General features: G+C 67.7%; 16 protein-coding genes and 3 pseudogenes. 6 read left to right on the forward strand and 13 right to left on the reverse strand.

Features of this window, described 5'->3' with window-relative positions:
• Positions 1-432 (forward strand): annotated as a pseudogene (locus tag VKG81_RS04180) (transcriptional regulator); the annotation flags it as partial.
• Between the two features lie 49 nt (positions 433-481).
• The gene (locus VKG81_RS04185; protein ID WP_324389999.1) at positions 482-1,300 is read left to right on the forward strand and encodes an SPFH domain-containing protein; all 819 of its coding nucleotides are present in this window, start codon (positions 482-484) and stop codon (positions 1,298-1,300) included.
• Here the strand turns inward: VKG81_RS04185 and VKG81_RS04190 are convergent.
• On the reverse strand, positions 1,297-2,034 hold the full coding sequence (locus tag VKG81_RS04190; RefSeq protein WP_324390001.1) for an acetyltransferase: 738 nt from the start codon (positions 2,032-2,034) through the stop codon (positions 1,297-1,299). The genes VKG81_RS04185 and VKG81_RS04190 overlap by 4 nt on opposite strands.
• A gap of 98 nt (positions 2,035-2,132) precedes the next feature.
• Here VKG81_RS04190 and VKG81_RS04195 point away from each other — a divergent pair, with 98 nt between their 5' ends.
• The gene (locus VKG81_RS04195) at positions 2,133-3,428 is read left to right on the forward strand and encodes a PQQ-binding-like beta-propeller repeat protein (protein WP_324390003.1); all 1,296 of its coding nucleotides are present in this window, start codon (positions 2,133-2,135) and stop codon (positions 3,426-3,428) included.
• A gap of 9 nt (positions 3,429-3,437) precedes the next feature.
• Here the strand turns inward: VKG81_RS04195 and VKG81_RS04200 are convergent, their stop codons facing one another.
• The 8 genes from VKG81_RS04200 to ctaD are packed head-to-tail and all read right to left on the reverse strand — an operon-like array spanning position 3,438 to position 11,792.
• Entirely contained in the window at positions 3,438-4,139 is a 702-nt protein-coding gene (locus tag VKG81_RS04200) for an esterase (protein WP_324390005.1), read from the reverse strand.
• Between the two features lie 43 nt (positions 4,140-4,182).
• Entirely contained in the window at positions 4,183-5,352 is a 1,170-nt protein-coding gene (locus VKG81_RS04205; RefSeq protein ID WP_324390026.1) for a THUMP-like domain-containing protein, read from the reverse strand.
• Positions 5,349-6,383 (reverse strand): class I SAM-dependent methyltransferase, encoded by a 1,035-nt coding sequence (locus VKG81_RS04210; RefSeq protein ID WP_324390007.1) that lies wholly within the window; start codon positions 6,381-6,383, stop codon positions 5,349-5,351. Before VKG81_RS04210 ends, VKG81_RS04205 begins: the two co-directional genes overlap by 4 nt.
• Positions 6,384-6,394: 11 nt before the next feature.
• A complete protein-coding gene (locus VKG81_RS04215; protein WP_324390010.1) occupies positions 6,395-7,129 on the reverse strand; it encodes an enoyl-CoA hydratase in 735 nt (244 codons plus the stop codon).
• Positions 7,126-7,923 (reverse strand): NUDIX hydrolase, encoded by a 798-nt coding sequence (locus VKG81_RS04220; RefSeq protein WP_324390012.1) that lies wholly within the window; start codon positions 7,921-7,923, stop codon positions 7,126-7,128. The genes VKG81_RS04215 and VKG81_RS04220 overlap by 4 nt, the downstream gene beginning before the upstream one ends.
• Positions 7,920-8,771, reverse strand: a complete 852-nt coding sequence (locus tag VKG81_RS04225; RefSeq protein ID WP_324390028.1) for an ABC transporter ATP-binding protein — start codon at positions 8,769-8,771, stop codon at positions 7,920-7,922. The genes VKG81_RS04220 and VKG81_RS04225 overlap by 4 nt, the downstream gene beginning before the upstream one ends.
• A 29-nt stretch (positions 8,772-8,800) precedes the next feature.
• Complete coding sequence (gene serB, locus VKG81_RS04230) at positions 8,801-10,057, reverse strand: phosphoserine phosphatase SerB (protein WP_324390014.1); 1,257 nt, start codon at positions 10,055-10,057, stop codon at positions 8,801-8,803.
• A gap of 25 nt (positions 10,058-10,082) precedes the next feature.
• Positions 10,083-11,792, reverse strand: coding sequence for a cytochrome c oxidase subunit I (gene ctaD / locus VKG81_RS04235; RefSeq protein WP_324390016.1), 1,710 nt, complete (start codon positions 11,790-11,792; stop codon positions 10,083-10,085).
• A 196-nt stretch (positions 11,793-11,988) separates the two neighbouring features.
• Between ctaD and VKG81_RS04240 the strand changes: the two genes are divergently transcribed.
• Both VKG81_RS04240 and VKG81_RS04245 read left to right on the forward strand, forming a co-directional pair.
• Positions 11,989-13,008 carry an iron-siderophore ABC transporter substrate-binding protein gene (locus VKG81_RS04240; RefSeq protein ID WP_324390030.1) on the forward strand — a complete coding sequence of 340 codons (1,020 nt, stop codon included), beginning with the start codon at positions 11,989-11,991 and terminating at the stop codon, positions 13,006-13,008.
• 218 nt (positions 13,009-13,226) lie between these two features.
• Positions 13,227-14,276 (forward strand): NAD(P)-dependent alcohol dehydrogenase, encoded by a 1,050-nt coding sequence (locus VKG81_RS04245; RefSeq protein WP_324390018.1) that lies wholly within the window; start codon positions 13,227-13,229, stop codon positions 14,274-14,276.
• Here VKG81_RS04245 and VKG81_RS04250 read toward each other — a convergent pair.
• Both VKG81_RS04250 and VKG81_RS04255 read right to left on the reverse strand, forming a co-directional pair.
• On the reverse strand, positions 14,273-14,596 hold the full coding sequence (locus VKG81_RS04250; protein WP_324390020.1) for a DUF3349 domain-containing protein: 324 nt from the start codon (positions 14,594-14,596) through the stop codon (positions 14,273-14,275). The genes VKG81_RS04245 and VKG81_RS04250 overlap by 4 nt on opposite strands.
• Positions 14,597-14,671: 75 nt before the next feature.
• Positions 14,672-14,755: pseudogene (locus VKG81_RS04255) on the reverse strand (hypothetical protein); the annotation flags it as partial.
• Position 14,756: 1 nt separating this feature from the next.
• Between VKG81_RS04255 and VKG81_RS04260 the strand changes: the two are divergent.
• A pseudogene (locus VKG81_RS04260) lies at positions 14,757-14,999 on the forward strand (IS1634 family transposase); the annotation flags it as partial.
• A 99-nt stretch (positions 15,000-15,098) separates the two neighbouring features.
• Here VKG81_RS04260 and VKG81_RS04265 read toward each other — a convergent pair.
• Both VKG81_RS04265 and VKG81_RS04270 read right to left on the reverse strand, forming a co-directional pair.
• On the reverse strand, positions 15,099-15,437 hold the full coding sequence (locus VKG81_RS04265; protein WP_324390022.1) for a hypothetical protein: 339 nt from the start codon (positions 15,435-15,437) through the stop codon (positions 15,099-15,101).
• Positions 15,438-15,774: 337 nt separating this feature from the next.
• Complete coding sequence (locus VKG81_RS04270; RefSeq protein ID WP_324390024.1) at positions 15,775-17,319, reverse strand: carboxylesterase/lipase family protein; 1,545 nt, start codon at positions 17,317-17,319, stop codon at positions 15,775-15,777.
• Positions 17,320-17,351: the final 32 nt, after the last annotated feature.

A 17,351-nucleotide genomic window follows, 5' to 3' on the forward strand; every position in this document is an offset into this window, starting at 1 on the left:
CGGCTGCGCTCGGCCCGCACCTGCTACGACCATCTGGCCGGCCGGCTGGGGGTCGAGCTGATGGCCGGCCTGCTCGACCGCGGTGTGCTGACGGGCGGCGACGGGCGATACGACCCCGCGAGGGACCTCGGCGACGCGCTCGGCAATCCCGGCCATGACGTGCGCTACCAGCTGACCGAGCTGGGTCACGCGTGTTTGAACAAGCTGGGTGTCGAAATCCCTTTCGGCAAAAGGCCATTGGTGCGCTACTGCGTGGACTGGAGCGAGCAGCGCCATCACCTGGGCGGCGCACTGGGCAGGGCGATCCTGGACAGATTCCTCACGGCGCGGTGGATCAGCCGCGTGCCACGCGGCCGCGCGGTGACCGTGACGGCGGACGGCCGCACTGCGCTGGCCGATCGGTTCGACGTCGACTGGCCCCGACCTCGTTGAGGCGCACGGCTGGCGGTGAGACAATCGAGGTGGCTGAATCGAGGTCACCATGGCGATTGGTTATGCACTGGCAGCAGTGGTCGGCGCCGGCATGTTCTGGCTTGCCACAAACTTCCGCGTCGTCAAGCAGTTCGAGCGGGGTGTGGTCTTTCGATTCGGGCGTGTGCAGCAAGGGGTGCGCGGACCGGGGCTCACCATGCTGATCCCGATCGCGGATCGGATGCAGAAGGTGAACATGCAGATCATCACGTTGCCCGTGCCCGCCCAGGACGGCATCACCCGCGACAACGTGACTGTGCGGGTGGACGCCGTCATCTACTTCAACGTCGAGGATCCCGTGCGCGCTGCCGTCGATGTGCAGGACTACATGTCGGCGATCGGGCAGGTCGCGCAGACGTCCCTGCGGTCGATCATCGGCAAGAGCAACCTCGATGACCTGCTCTCCAACCGTGAGAGGCTCAACCAGGGCCTGGAAGTGCTGATCGACAGCCCGGCGCTGGGCTGGGGGATCCACATCGATCGGGTCGAGATCAAAGACGTCGTCCTGCCCGATTCGATGAAGCGGTCGATCGCGCGCCAAGCCGAGGCGGAGCGCGAACGGCGGGCCCGTGTCATCACCGCCGACGGCGAATTGCAGGCGTCCGCGAAACTCGCGCAGGCCGCTCAGGTGATGAGCGAACACCCCGCCGCGCTGCAGCTGCGGCTGCTGGAGACAGTCGTCGAGGTCGCCGCCGAGAAGAACAACACCCTGGTGCTTCCGTTCCCCGTCGAATTGCTCCGGTTCCTGGAGAAGGCAACGCCGCAGTCATCCGGCCACCCCGAGGCCAAGGCGCAGATCCCCGACGACCCCCGCAGCCTGCTGCCTTAACGCGCCGCCTTCTTGCGCTCGATGTCGGCCAGCGCAGCCGCCAGCTCGGCACGCTGCGCCGTGGATGTCTCCCAGGCCAGTTTCCGGTTCTTGACCACCTTGGCCGGTGCGCCGACCGCGATCGAGTAGTCCGGGATGTCACCCTTGACCACGGCGTGCGCGCCTAGCACGCAGCCCCGCCCGATGGTCGTGCCGCGCAGCACGCTGACTTTGGCCGCCATCCACGTGTCCGGGCCGATGCGGACCGGGCTCTTGATGATGCCCTGGTCTTTGATCGGCAAGTTGATGTCTTCCATCTTGTGGTCGAAGTCGCAGACGTAGCACCAATCGGCCATCAGCACCGAGTCGCCGAGCTCGACGTCGAGATAGGCGTTGATGACGTTGTCGCGGCCGAGCACCACCTTGTCGCCGAAGCGCAGCGATCCCTCGTGCGCGCGGATGGTGTTCTTGTCGCCAATGTGCACCCAGCGCCCGATCTCCAACTGCGCCAGCTCTGGGGTCGCGTGGATCTCCACGCCTTTTCCGAGGAACACCATCCCGCGGGTGATGATGTGCGGGTTCGCGAGCTTGAACTTCAGCAGCCGCCAGTACCTGACGAGATACCACGGGGTGTACGCCCGGTTGGCCAGCACCCACTTCAGCGAGGCGAGGGTCAGGAACTTTGCCTGCCGGGGGTCACGCAGCCGCGAACCACGCCACCGCTTGTGGATCGGGGCACCCCACATCGTCGTCATGGCCGGAAAGCCTACGCCGAGCGGCACAACCGCCCGGGTTACCCTCGGTGGACGCGATTGCTTGCCGCCGACCGAAAGGACGTATGTTCGCCCGCTCAATGCTTCGACGATTCGTGGCATTCGCGTCGACGGCACTCGTCCTCCCTGCGGCGACGGTCGGCTGTGGAAACACGGACAGCTGGGTCGATGCCGCACCGGCGGCGGGGTGGCCCGGGCAGTACACCAACGCCTCCAACAGCAGCTACACCGCCACCGCTGGGGCTCAGGCGCTCGAACTGCAGTGGACCCGCTCGGTCAAGGGCAGCTTGTTCGCGTCGGCCGCGCTCGGCGGGGGCGACGCCGACTACGTCGCGCTGAACGGCCAGACAGCGGGCGGATGCTCGCTGATGGTGTGGGAGAACGCCGACAACGGTCGCCAGCGCTGGTGCACGCGCTTGGTGCTCGGTGGGGGGTTCGCCGGCCCGCTGTTCGACCAGTTCGACAACGTCTACGTAGGCCAGCCCGGCACCATGCTGTCGTATCCGCCGACGCAGTGGGTGCGCTGGCGACATCCCGTCATCGGGATGCCGATGACGCCACGGTTCCTGGGCGGTGGGCAGTTGCTGGTGGTCACGCACCTGGGCCAGGTGCAGGTGGTCGACGCGCACCGCGGCGAGGTGGTGGGCTCATCTGTGGATCTGGTGCTCGGCGTCGACCCCACCGACTCGGACCGGGGCCTGACCGACTGCCAGCAGGCGCGGCCGCTGTGTCCGGTGGCGGCGGCACCCGCGTTCGCGCCGTCGAACGGGATGATCGTCATCGGGCTGTGGCCGCCCGGCGCCAAGGCGCCGATCCTGACGGCGCTGCAATACCACCCTGGCCAGACACCGGTGCTCACCCAGGAGTGGACCAGCGACGCCGTGGCGAGCGGTGTACTGGCCAGCCCGGTACTTTCCTCGAACGGCTCGACCGTCTACGTCAACAGCCGCGACGGCAGGCTGTGGGCACTGGGCGCGGCGGATGGCAAGCCGAAATGGTCTGTTCCTCTGGGCTTTACAGCTCAAACCCCACCTTCGGTGGCGCCCGGCGGGCTGATCGTGTCCGGCGGCGGCCCGGGCGCGAAGCTGGTCGCCGTGCGCGACGGCGGCGATCACGGCGACGTGCTGTGGCGACGCGACGACGTGACGCCGCTGTGCACGCCGAGCCAGGCCGGCCACGATGTGGCGTACACCGTGACGCCCGACACGAACAACGGGCTCGCGGTGCTGGTGTTCGACCCGGCCGATGGGCACACCCTGAACCTCTATCCGCTGCCGCAGGCCACAGGCTGGCCCGTCGGTGTCTCGGTCGGCTACGACCGGCGGGTGGTCACCGCCACCAGCGACGGCCAGGTGTACAGCTTCGCACCGGCCTGAAGGCAGGCCTCAGGCCAGCAGTGGCCCGATGGCGCTTCGCGGCACGTGCACCTCGTTGGTGCCCGCAACTGACGGCAGAAGTTCGCCCTGGCTGAAGAAGAAGATCACTTCGTCGTCGGTGATCGCGAAGTTCTGGTAATGCGACGGGTCCATCCCGTCGCCTTGCGAGATCGACACCGGCTGGCCGGTCTGGCGCGCCAACTCGCGTTGCACGATCGGGAAGATCACCGTGAGCGGGTTGCTGCCGGGTTTGAACAGGGTGTCCAACGTGATCGGCTGGCCGCTGTCCAGGTTGTAGTTGAACGCCTTGTACCAGGTCACCGGGTGCGCGCCGCCGACATCCTGGAAAATCTTGAACACAACGCTCTGGGTGCCGTGCGGCGGGGTGCCGGAGTGATACTCCACCGCGTGCGCGTCGAGTTCGTAGGGCAGGTTCCGTGAGCCGGGCATTTGCGAGACGTTGATGAACCCGTCGCGGGTCTGCGTCAGGTAATCGATCATCGGCGCCATGTTGGCGTAGTCCACCGGGAACGTGGCGTCGATCGTGTAGGTGTCGGTCGTGGCGTGGACGCGGCAGACGTTGTTGTCGAGGCTGCCGTTCATGTCGGAGCACGGCGACTGCGCCTGCGCGACGGCGGTGCTGTGCCATCCCAGCCATCCGAGCAGGATCGCGGCGGTCAGAACCGCGGCCGCCTCCAACGATCGCCTCATCAACTTTCCTCGAAACGTGTTGGCCGCCAGCGTACCCGCGGGGCTATCGCGACGGACGGCAAATGAAGGCCGTCGCGCGGGCACCTGCGCCCGCGCCGATCCGGCTGATCACCACAGACAGCTGCTGGGCACCGCGCAGCCGCAGTCGCGGCCGCAGCGCCGCCGGGTCGACGTCGACGCCGCGGACCAGGACTTCGACCGCCCCGCAGTCCAGCTCCGCGAGCGCCTGGCGCAGTCGCCGCTCGCCGAACCGTATCTGTTCGAGCACGGCAAATCCCCGCACTCCGGGCGGAAGACGGTCCCCGGACAAGTAGGCGATCTTGGGGTCGAGTTGCCACAGGCCGTGGCGGGTGGCGTAGTGCCGCACCAAGCCGGAACGCACGACGGCGCCGTCGGGATCGACGATCCACCGCCCGGCCGGTGCCACGGGGCAGTCGTCGGGCTCGGCGTCGGTGATCTGCTCGGCAGGGCCGTGCGGGTCGAGGATGCTGGCGCGCCGCGACACACCTTCTGCGGCGAGGCCGGCCGACCACAGGCACGCTTCGCGGACATCGCCGCTCGATGAGGTGACCTCGACCTCGCCACCGAAGCCTGTCTCCCTGAGCCACCCGAAATCAATTCCCGGCGAACACTTTACGACGATATCGCGGTTCGTGTAGGTGCCGAGCAGTGCGTCCAGCGGTGGCTGGTAATCGCGCGGGTCGAAGCGGCGCCTGCCGGCGGCGCGGCGGCCCGGGTCGGCGAACACGACGGTGTTCCTGCTGACGGGGCGCAACGCGTCGGCGCGCAGCAGTGGCAGGCCCGCGACGTTGTGCCGGGCCATCGCCAGCCGGACGGGGTCGATGTCGCTGCCGAGCACCTCGGCCACGGCCCGCAGCGCCGCCAACTCCGTGCCGATGGAACACGTGACGTCGTGGACGGTCCGGCCTGCGAGCCTCGCGGCCCTGTGCGCGGCCACGGGAGCGGCGGTGGCCTGCTGCAGAGCGTCGTCGGTGAACAGCCAGTCGTCGACGTCGACCAGCTTGGCCGCAGCCCGCCGGCGCAGCAGCACCGTCTCCACGAGTATGCCGGCGCGATCGCCGAAGAGCGTTCGTACTGAAGCGATATCCGAAATCTGACTGGAGTCGGTCAGCGGGTAACCGCCGACCACCTGCAGCGCCTCGGCGCCCTGCGCCGACCGCAGGTAGGCGACGTCGTCGAGCGAGAACCTCAGGACGGTTTGACTCCGGTGACCATCACGTTGTAGTACCAGGCCTTCGGCACCAGGTGGCTCAGCACGTTGGCATCCACCCAGCTCAACGTCACCCAGCTGCCGAACGCGAACTTCGCCCAACTCCAGCCCAACCGGCCGGGCGGCACCGCGGCCTCGAACGTGCGGAGTGGCCAGCCGAGCATCGCCGCGGTGAATTCCGTGGTGGCGGTGCGGACCTCGGCGGCGCCGGCGTTGACCGACATCCGCTCGAGGCCGGCGGGATCAAAGGTGTGAAGGTCGACGATCGCCTCCAGTGCGGCGGCGCGCGAAGACTCATCGAGTTCGGCCTGCGGACGACGCCAGCCGGTCAGCCCCGGCAGCCGCGTCACGTTGGTGACCGCTCTCCACGTCAGCGTCGACAGCGCGCGGGCGTAATCGTTGCCGATGTTGGTCGGCTCGCCGGCGAACACGAATCGGCCGCCCGGCTTGAGCACCCGCACGACCTCGCGCAGCGACTGCTCGACGTCGGGAATGTGGTGCAGCACCGCGTGCCCGACCACGAGGTCGAAGGTGTTGTCCCCGTACGGGATGCCCTCGGCGTCGGCCACCCGGCCGTCGATTTCCAGTCCGAGCGACTGACCGTTGCGGATGGCGACCTTGACCATGCCCGGGGACAGGTCGGTCACCGAGCCGCGCCGCGCAACCCCGGCCTGGATCAGGTTCAGCAGGAAGAAACCGCTGCCGCAGCCGAGTTCCAGCGCGCGGTCGTAGGGAAGACCGCGAAGTTCCTCGCCGGGCACGGTTGTGTCGAAAAGGTTGCGGGCATAGTCGACGCACCGTTTGTCGTAGGAGATCGACCACTTGTCGTCGTAGGTCTCGGCCTCCCAGTCGTGGTAGAGCACCTGCGCGAGCTTGCTGTCGTGCCGGGCGGCTTCGACCTGTTCCGCCGTGGCGTGCGGCACCGGAGCCGGAAGGCGGGCGACATCTGGCACCGGAGCCGGAAGGCCGGCGACATCTGTCTTGGGCGCCGGGTTGTGACTGGTCGTGGTCATGACCGGCAAGCCTATCTGCCCGCCGCGCCGGCGACGAACCGCCGGTCGGCGCGGGCGAAGGCCTCCACATAGAGGCGCCGTTCGACGTCCAGATCGCCGGCGTCGATCGCGGCCTTGGCCGCGCCCAGGGCCGCCGCCGGCATCGCCGCGAAGCGGCCGGCCCAGTCCGCGGCGGCGTCGTATACCGCGTCGGGTGCGACCATTTCGTCGAGCAGCCCGATGGCCAGCGCTTCCCGGGCATCCACGAATCGCCCACTGAACGCCAGTTCCTTGGCCCTGCTCACGCCGACGAGCCGCGGCAGCCGCACCGACGCGCCGGCGCCGGGAATCAGGCCGGCCAGGATCTCGGCGCAGCCGAACTTGGCATTGTCGCCGCTGACGCGCCAGTCGGCGGCCAACGCGAGGCCGAGCCCGCTGCCCAACGCATAACCGGTGATGGCGGCGACGGTGGGCCTTGGTATCGCGGCGACGGCGTTGACGGCCTCCTGACGCAGCCGGGCCGCCACGTCGGCTTCGGCCGCGCTCAGCACCCGCAACTCGTCGAGGTCGTCACCGGCGGAGAAGATCTCGTGGCCGCCGAACAGGATCACGGCCGCGATGTCTTCGCGCTGGCCCACTTCGGTCGCGACGGCAGCGATCTCGCGGCAGGCCTGCCGTGTCAGGGTGTTGTTCGGCGGCCGGGCAAGCACGATTGTGCCGACGCCGGGGCGCTCGTCGCCGATGTGGACGCTGACGAACTCGTTCACCACGGCCGGCCCCGGCGCGCCTGCTCGTAGCGCTCGCTGTCGAAGAACTGCAGACCCCAGTTCCCCTCGGTGCCGATCACTTCCGTCCTCATCGGGACGATCTCGCGTTCGGTGGCCAACACATCCGCGACCGTGCCGGTGGACTTGGCCAGTGTTTCGAGCTGCGTCCAGGTCGGTGGCAGCAGGAACCGCCGACCGGCCGCGAAGTCTTCGACCGCCTCGACCGGTGTCGCCCATCGAGCGTCCACGGCCTCGGTGGTCTCGCCGTCGGCATGCTGGCCCTCGGGCAGCGCGGCGACGAAGAAGTATGTGTCATAGCGGCGACGGTGCCCGCTGGGCGGGGTCACCCAGTTCGCCCACGGCCGCAGCAGGTCGGCGCGCAGCACCAGGTTTTCGCGCCGAAGGAACTCGCCGAACGCCAGCTCGCGGCTGGCGAGCGCCCGGCGCGCATCGTGATAAGACGTGGCGTCGGCGACGATGGTGTGTTCGTCGGGCCCCGCGAGCAGCACGCCGCACTCCTCGAACGTTTCCCGTGTGGCGGCGCACACCAGCGCCAGCGCGAGATCGTCGGTGACGCCGAGCCGCCGCGCCCACCAGCCCGGTTCCGGGCCTGCCCAGTCGATGTCGGCGTTGCGGTCGCGGTCATCGACGCCGCCGCCGGGAAAGACTGTCGTGTTGGGCGCGAATTCCATGTTTCGATGTCGTTGCAGCAGAAAGACGGCCAGCCCGTCGTCGGTGTCGCGCAGCAGCATCACCGTGGCCGCCGGCCGAGGTGTGATCGGGGTCTCGCTCATGCGCGTGCCCGATGCGCGGCCCGGGCGCGCACACGCCGGGCGAAGTAGCGGCCGTCGATGCACTCCAGCGCGATGGATTGGCCGAAAGCCTTGGACAGAGTGTCCGACGTCAGCACGTCGGGCAGCAGCCCGGCTCCGACCACCTTGCCCTGGGACAAGACCAGGCAGTGGCTGAAGCCCGGCGGAATCTCCTCGACGTGATGGGTCACCAGCACGATCGCCGGCGCGTCGGGGTCGGCCGCCAGGTCGGCGAGCCTCGCCACCAACTCCTCACGGCCGCCCAAGTCAAGGCCGGCCGCAGGCTCGTCGAGTAGCAGCAGCTCCGGATCCGTCATCAGCGAGCGCGCGATCAGCACCCGCTTGCGCTCGCCCTCGGACAGCGTTTCGTAGGTGCGGTCGGCCAGATGCTCGGCGCCGACGCTCTCCAGCATGTCGATCGCCTGGGCATAGTCGACGTCCTCGTATTTCTCCCTCCAGCGGCCGAGCACCGCATAACCGGCCGAGACCACGAGATCGCGCACCACCTCACCGTCGGGCACCCGCTGGGAAAGGGCCGACGAGCTCAGGCCCACGCGGGAGCGCAGTTCGGACATGTCCACCCGGCCGAGGCGCTCGCCCAGCACATAGGCGGTCCCGGAGGACGGATGCTCCATCGCCGCGGCGATCCTCAGCAGCGACGTCTTGCCTGCCCCGTTCGGGCCGATGACCACCCAGCGCTCGTCGAGCTCGACCGACCAGGTCACCGGTCCGACCAGCACCTGACCCGCGCGGCGCAAGGACACGTTGCGAAAGTCGATCAGCAGATCAGGATTGGTGCTGGGTTCAGCCACCTGCCCATCGTGCCGTATCAGCGCCGCGCGGCCCGGGATGGGGCGCGTCATGTCGGCGGGATGTCCACCCGGCGCAGGACCCCGTCGACGGCGTCGGCCGCCTCGATCTCGCCGCGCGTCACGCCGAGGATGAACAGCACGGTGTCCAGGTAGGGATGGCTCAGGGATGCGTCGGCGACCTCTCTCAACGCGGGTTTGGCGTTGAATGCCACCCCGAGTCCTGCGGTCGCCAGCATGTCGATGTCGTTGGCACCGTCACCGACCGCGACCGTCTGCTCCAGAGGCACACCTGCCTGTTGCGCAAAGTCCCTCAGCGCCTTGGCTTTTCCCGCCCTATCGATGATCGGGCCAATCAACCTGCCCGTGAGCACCCCGCCGTCGACCTCCAGCTCGTTGGCGGCGACGAAGTCGAGCATCAGCTCGTGCGCCAGCGGCTCGATCACCTGGCGGAAACCGCCGGAGACCACGCCGCAGTGAAAACCCAGCCGCCGCAACGTCCGCAGCGTCGTCCGCGCGCCCGGCGTCAGTTCCAGCTCGTCAGCGACCTCGTCAAGCACGGCGACGGGGAGTCCCTTGAGTGTCGCCACACGCTGCCGCAGCGATTCGGCGAAGTCCATCTCGCCGCGCATCGCGGCCTCGGTGATCGCGGCCACGGATTCACGCGCCCCGACCCGATCGGCCAGCATCTCGATGACTTCCTGCTGGATCAGGGTCGAGTCGACGTCGAACACGATCAGTCGCTTGGCCCGGCGTTCCAGGCTGGTGTCCTCCACCGCGATGTCGACGGCTTCGGCGGCGGCCACCCGGGCCAGCGCAGTGGGTAACCGGTCGCGGACGTCGGCAGGTACCGACACCCGCAACTCCAGCCCCGTCACGGGGTAGTCCGAAATGCCGCGAATGAAGTCGATGTTGACCCCGAGCGACGCCAGTTCGCGGGCCAGCGCGCTGAATGCGCTTGCGGTGACGGGTCTGCCGAGCACGACGACCGTGTGGGTCGACGGCTCCCGGATGATGGGCAGGTCGCCGCTGTATTCGATCGACACGTTCAGGCCGAGGCTGTGGATCGCATGCTCGACCCCGGCCCGCAGCGACGCGCTGTCAGCGACCTGCGCCGAGCAGGCCACCAGCACGCCCAGCGTCAGCCGGCCGCGGATCACCACCTGCTCGACGTTGAGCAATTCCACCTGATGCCGCGACAGCACCTCGAACAGGGCAGACGTCACGCCGGGCTGGTCGACCCCGGTCACGGTGATCAGGACCGAAACCTTCGCGTCGGCGCTCGACCGGTCCGTTGGCGCGCTCACCCCCGGTCGCCGCGGTGCGGGAGCATCAGCTAGAGGTCACCTCGGAATGGCGTCCGATGTGCGATTCGGCCCGCATACGTTCGATCATGTGCGGGTAGTGCAGTTCGAAAGCCGGCCGTTCCGAACGGATTCGGGGGAGCTCGGTGAAGTTGTGCCGCGGTGGTGGGCAGCTGGTTGCCCATTCCAGCGAGTTGCCGTAACCCCACGGGTCGTCGACGGTCACCGGCTCGCCGTAACGCCAGCTCTTGAAGACGTTCCACACGAACGGGATCACCGAGACACCGAGGATGAACGCACCGATCGTCGAGACGATGTTCAGCGTCTGGAAGCCGTCGGTGGGTAGGTAGTCGGCGTAGCGGCGCGGCATGCCCATGTTGCCCAGCCAGTGCTGCACCAAAAACGTGGTGTGAAAGCCGATGAACGTCAACCAGAAATGCAGCTTGCCCAGCCGCTCGTCCAGCAGCCGCCCGGTCATCTTCGGGAACCAGAAATACACCCCGGCGTAGGTGGCGAAAACGATGGTTCCAAACAGCACATAGTGGAAGTGCGCGACCACGAAATAGGTGTCGCTCACGTGGAAGTCGATCGGGGGGCTGGCCAGCAGCACACCGGAGAGCCCACCGAGCAGAAACGTCACCAGAAAGCCCGTCGAGAACAGCATCGGTGTCTCGAATGTCAGCTGACCCTTCCACATGGTGCCGATCCAGTTGAAGAACTTGATGCCGGTGGGGACCGCGATCAAGAACGTCATGAAGGAAAAGAACGGCAGCAGCACCGCGCCGGTGGCGTACATGTGGTGTGCCCACACCGCGATCGACAGCGCCGCGATGCTGATCGTGGCGTACACCAGCGTGGAATAGCCGAACAGCGGCTTGCGGGCGAACACCGGGAAGATCTCGCTGACGATGCCGAAGAACGGCAGCGCGATGATGTAGACCTCGGGGTGGCCGAAGAACCAGAACAGGTGTTGCCACAGGATCACCCCGCCGTTGGCCGGGTCGTAGATGTGGGCCCCCAGGTGGCGATCGGCGGCCAGCCCGAACAACGCCGCCGTGAGCAGCGGGAAGACGAGTAGCACCAGAATGCTGGTGACGAGGATGTTCCAGGTGAAGATCGGCATCCGGAACATCGTCATGCCCGGCGCGCGCATGCAGATCACCGTGGTGATCATGTTGACACCGCCCAGGATGGTGCCCAGACCACCCACGGCCAGGCCCAGGATCCACAGATCCCCGCCGGCGCCGGGGCTGTGGATGGCGTCGGTCAGCGGTGTGTAGGCGGTCCAGCCAAAGTCGGCCGCGCCGCCGGGAGTGATGAAACCGCTCAAGGCGATCAGCGCACCGAACACGAACAACCAGAACGACAACGCGTTGAGCCGCGGGAAGGCGACGTCGGGGGCGCCGATCTGCAGCGGCAGCACGATGTTGGCGAAGCCGAACACGATCGGGGTCGCGTAGAACAGCAGCATCGCGGTCCCGTGCATGGTGAACAGCTGGTTGTACTGCTCGTTGGACAAGAACTGCAGTCCCGGCGTGGCAAGCTCGGCCCGGATGAACAGCGCCATCAGCCCGGCGATGAAGAAGAACGCGAAGCAGGCGACTATGTACATGATGCCGATCAGCTTGTGATCGGTGGTGGTCACCAACTTGTAGATCAGGTTGCCCTTGGGGCCAAGGCGTGCGGGGAAGGGCCGGCGGGCCTGGAGTCCTCCCAGAGGGGGCGCTTCGGCGGTCAAGAGTTCCTCCCAAGGTCGTCGCACTGCCCCGAATCCTAGACCCCGATCGGCGGTCTGTGGGTGTGGGTCCTACAAACCGTCGTACGTCGGCAGCGGGCCGTCGTTTGTTACCGTCGGCCACGTGGTCAGGCCAGGTGTGCTCGCTGGGATCGCAGCTGTGGCCACCGCGGTTTCGCTGACTGTTCTGACCGGCTGCATGCAGAATTCACCCGGCGGCGCGGGATCGTCGGAGCCGAGCCGGTCCGTGGTCACCAGCACCACCAAAATCGCCGGTGCAGGTGTGCTCGGCAACGAGCGCCGGCCGGACGACTCGTGCGCCCCGCAGCCTGCGGCGCTCGATCCCGGGCCGCCGACCCGGCACCTGCGGCACGCCGCCGGTGAGAGCGACGTGGGTGCCGATCCCCAGCGCATCGTGGTGCTCTCCGGCGATCAGCTCGACGCGCTGTGCGCACTCGGGTTGCAGTCACGCATCGTCGCGGCGGCGTTGCCCGATGATTCGCAGGGCCAGCCGTCGTACCTCGGCACGGTCGTGCACGACCTGCCGGCGGTGGGCACCCACAGCGCCCCGGACCTGAACGGCATCCAGGCGGCCAAACCCGACCTGATCCTCGGGTCTGAGGCGCTGACACCCGACGCCTACCCCGCGCTGGCGGCGATCGCGCCGACGGTGTTCACCGGCGCCCCGGGCGCGGCGTGGGAGGACACCACGCGGCTGGTAGGGGCGGCGACGGGCCGCGCGGCGGCGGCCAATGCGCTGGTCGATGATTTCAACGCGCAAGCCGCGAAGGCCGGCGCCGACAGCGACGCGACGCATTTCCAGGCCTCGGTTGTGCAGCTGACCGAGAACACGATGCGCGTGTACGGCGCCGCCAACTTCCCCGGCAGTGTGCTGGCCGATTTCGGCGTGGACCGGCCTGCGTCGCAGCGCTTCACCGACAAGCCGTATCTGGAGATCGGCACCAGCGACACCGACCTCGCGCGCGGGGCGGACTTCTCCCCGGCGGATGGCGACATCGTCTACGTGTCGTTCTCGTCGCCGCCCGCCAGGGACCGCGCGGAGCGGGTGCTCAACAGCGACGCCTGGCGCAGGCTTTCCGCCAACCGCGACAACAGGGTGTTCGCGGTGAACAACGAGGTCTGGCAGACCGGGCAGGGCATCGTGGCCGCGCGGGGTGTCGTCGCCGACCTGAAATGGGTGAACGCCCCGATCAACTGACCGGCACAGGGCCGGTTCGCCACGAGCGGTGCGTTTCGGGCCGCCGGTTCGTCGTCGGTTTCGGGATTACTTCGCAACCCCGGGTGGGTTGTCACTGGTGAGCTCGCAAAGTCGCGGCCAGAACAGTTAAACTCGCTAAGCTTTTGATGCTTGCTGGGCGACGAAATACAACGACGACAACACCGACACCAAAAGACGACAACAAACAGGTCAGAACATTGAGCACTGTTTCCGCGTACGCCGCGACGTCGGCCACCGAGCCCTTGGCCAGGACCACGATCACCCGGCGCGAGGTCGGACCGCATGACGTGGCGATGGAGATCAAGTTCGCCGGCATCTGTCACTCCGACATCCACACGGTCAAGGGCGAATGGGGCCAGCCGGACTATCCGGTCGTACCCGGCCACGAGATCGCCGGTGTGGTGACCGAGGTCGGCCCGCAGGTCACCAGGTACAAGGTCGGCGACCGCGTGGGGGTCGGCTGCTTCGTCGACTCGTGCCGCGAGTGCAGCAGCTGCCGGGCGGGACTCGAGCAGTACTGCAAGGCCGGGATGACGCCGACGTACAACGGGACCGGCAGGGACGGCCGGCCGACGCAGGGCGGGTATAGCGGCGCGATCGTCGTGGACGAGAACTATGTGCTGCGCATCCCGCAGGCGCTGCCGCTGGACGCCGCGGCGCCGCTGCTCTGCGCGGGCATCACCACCTATTCACCCCTGCGGCACTGCGAGGCCGGGCCGGGCAAGCGGGTCGCGGTGATCGGCCTGGGCGGCCTGGGGCACATGGCCGTCAAGCTCGCCAACGCGATGGGTGCCGAGGTGACGGTGCTGAGCCAGTCGCTGAAGAAAATGGAGGACGGCCTGCGGCTCGGCGCCGCCAACTACTACGCCACCTCGGACCCGGAGACGTTGACGAAGCTGGCCGGCTCGTTCGACCTGATCCTGAACACCGTGTCGGCCAACCTCGACATCGCCGCCTATCTGGAATTGCTCGACGTCAACGGCGCGCTGGTCGAGCTGGGTCTGCCCGAACACCCGATGCCCGTGCCCGCGTTCCCGCTGGCGGCCGCACGACGCAGCCTGTCCGGGTCGATGATCGGCGGCATCCTGGAGACCCAGCAGATGCTCGACTTCTGCGCGGAGCGCGGGGTCACGCCGGAGATCGAGCTGATCGGGCCCGACTACATCAACGAGGCCCACGAGCGGGTGCTCGCCAGCGATGTGCGGTACCGCTTCGTCATCGACACCACGTCGCTGGCTACGGTTTAGCCCTGCAGTCGGCCGTGGTCTACGTGGACCAGCGGCCAGCCGGCGGCGGCGAGATTGGCGGCCACCCGGTTGATGTCCTCGGGGGTCGCCGGGTGCGCGGTGAATTCTCTGATGAAGGCGGCGATCTCGTCCTTGTCGATAGGGTGGTCGCTCGACTCATGGGCGGTGATCTCGCGCACCACCTCCTCGACCTGGTCGTCGGTCAAAGGTGTGCTCTGCAGCAACGCCAGCAGCGGTACTCGGTCGGGCCCTGGAACGCCGTCCGGGTACCCGGCCCGGAGCCAGTTCAGAATGTCGCCCAGCAGCGAGGTGGTGGTCACGACGCTCAGTGTCGTGACCACGCGCAGCGGGCGCCACGGGCAAAGAGCATAGTTCGTCGGTCATTCATTGCCAGTTCACCGGTCCCAGTCCTCGTCGGTGGTGATGACGGCCTTCCCGATCACATACGACGAACCGGAGCCGGAGAAGAAGTCGTGGTTCTACCTGCCCGATGTGGTCCGCGAATGGCGCGACAAGCACCCAGGCGAGCTGATCCCTGACGTTCTGGTGCTTACCCAGCCGTGGCCGGCTACATCAGCGGAGAAGGCCCGCGGCATCCCCGACCGCGTCATCCACTACCAGCACCGGCATGATCGGGCCCGGCGCACCCTGCGCGGCATCGACGAGGTCGCCAAAGCCGAACGCGCCGTCGACGGGAAAGCCCCGATCAAACGCAACCGCTACCGGCTATCCCTCGGTCCCCGAATGAAGCCGTTCACGCCCCCGGCGCCGGGCGGCCGGGCAACCGACCCTGCGGCACCGCACGTCAGACGCGAAGGCTGTTCACCGCTTTGCGCCCTCGGGGTTGCGCAGTGTCCGATCGGCGCTGCGTACAACGCTGCGCAAGAACTCGTACTGCGTTGTGACGAGCCGGTCAGCCATATCCAGGGCCGCGTCGATCACATTTTCTCGTCGCGACGGGCGGTCTTCCTTTGCGGGAATCGCCTCATCGAGGGTGTCAACAAACTTGCGCACCGCGTCAATCGCGGCCCGCTGTCCGGCTTCGACCGATTTGAGCACATCGTCGGACAAGCCGGCCGCGCGCTCCACCACCACTTGAGCGGTGACCGGGGTGTCCTTGGTGGTCGTTGTGGCCGCGGGCTTCTTGGCCTTCTCTGTCATGGTCGCGCTCCTAGGGTGCGATGCGGGGATTACTTGAGAATCCGCGCCCGCGTGATGCTGGACAAGGGCCTTTCGGCTCCACCTAGGGCACCGCGATGTGACGCCGCTCCCCCCCTCTCACCACCGGCACGCAGGACCCATGCTGCGCACCCCGCGCGAGCCGACGAACCGCCGGAGCTCCTCACGTCGGGGTCGTCACCGGATTCCGCCGGTTGTCACAGTCCAGGTCGAGCCAGGAGCTACCTGCGTAGCGGGCAAGGTCCACGACCTCGGGACAGTCACGTATCCGCATGTGCCAGGACACGGCGCCCTCACCGGTGCCGGGCTCGGGGCGCGACTACCGGAAGTTCAGCACCTCGCTGCCCCATGCGGCTCGGATGTGCGCGTCGATGTCGTGCACGACGGTGTCGCGCTTGTTGATGATCAGGCAGGCGCGGTCGGTCTCGAGGTAGGGCGTCCATTCCGGTTCGCCCGGCGGGCCCGTAGGCTTCGCCTGCGTCGCGAAGTTGATCCACCGGGTCCTGACTCGCTGGGAGACCGCTTTGGCGTTCTTCACGCCGCCGAGCTTCAACGAGATGTCCTTGGGTCCGCTGAGATTGCCCCACACATAAGGTAATTCCATAGCATGGGCGGCACCGACTTGCAGCAGCTTGAGCATCGGAGTGGACCAGTCGAACCGGTATAGGTACACCGGCGCCACCGTGCTGTGGCCCTCGGCCAGCCACACCGACGGCATCCGGAAGCCGACGTCGCTCGCGATGCTCAGTCCCCTGGCCCTGACCCGCATTCCCGCATACGCCGACCCGATCTGCTCCTCCGTCGGCAATTGCAGGTCGGGCTGTTCGGCTGCAATCTCGGCGACCATCGACGTGATCGCGTGCGGAGTGATCGGCATCAGCGGCGACTTCATCCACCGGAATAGTGCCGCCTCGTGCTTGTTGGTGCCGATGATCAACGGGACCGGGTGCGATCGGCCTTCGCGCGCCAGCTTGACCGGGTAGTCGTTCAGCAGGTCGCCATCGACGATCGGGACGAAAGCCAGCGTGCCCGGGTTTCGCACCGGCACTTCGTCGAACACTTCCTTTGACGCGGCGAGGATCGCGGCGATCGGCACGTGGAACAATTGGCCCGCGTCGGATGCGTGAATGCCCAACTTGCCGAGGATGCACTCTGCGACTCGCCGGGCCCGGCCGCGGTCGTAAACCGATGTGGCCGGTGAGCTCTGCGCGATCGCGCTCGCGAACAGACCCTCGGCCGCCGGGCTGGTGAGCAGGGTCGTCACGATCCCGCCGCCGGCGGATTCGCCGAACAGCGTGACCCGCTCGGGATCGCCGCCGAACGCCGCGATGTTGTCACGCACCCAGTGCAACGCGGCCAGCACGTCACGCAGCCCGGTGTTCGAATCGAAACGCCGCCGTGGACCGTTGAACGACGACAGGTCAAGGAAGCCCAGCGCTCCAAGGCGATAGTTGAGCGTCACCACGACGACGTCGCCGCTGCTGGCCAGCACCCGGCCGTCGTAGAGCGGCTGGCTGCTCGACCCGAGGACGTATGCACCACCGTGCAGCCACACCATCACTGGCTTCGCGTCACCCGGCTCGGTGCCCGACGACGCCCAGATGTTGAGCCTCAAGCAGTCTTCGCCCTGCGGCGCACCCAAGTCGAGCGGGATGTTTGGAAGGGGCGGTTGCGGGCAGACCGGCCCGAACTGAGTAGCGTCGGCGACCTCGGTCCACCGCTCGGGCGGTTCTGGCGCCCGGAAGCGCAGCTCGCCGAGCGGCGCCGCGGCATAGCGAATGCCCTTCCATACCCTGACCCGGCTGTCGTCAATGCCACGGACCGGGCCATAGGTCGTCTCGATCACAGCGTTGTCGATCGTCATATGTCTCGCATTCCGATTCTGATGCCTTGCTT

Source organism: Mycobacterium sp. (assembly GCF_035314905.1).
Taxonomy (GTDB): domain Bacteria; phylum Actinomycetota; class Actinomycetes; order Mycobacteriales; family Mycobacteriaceae; genus Mycobacterium.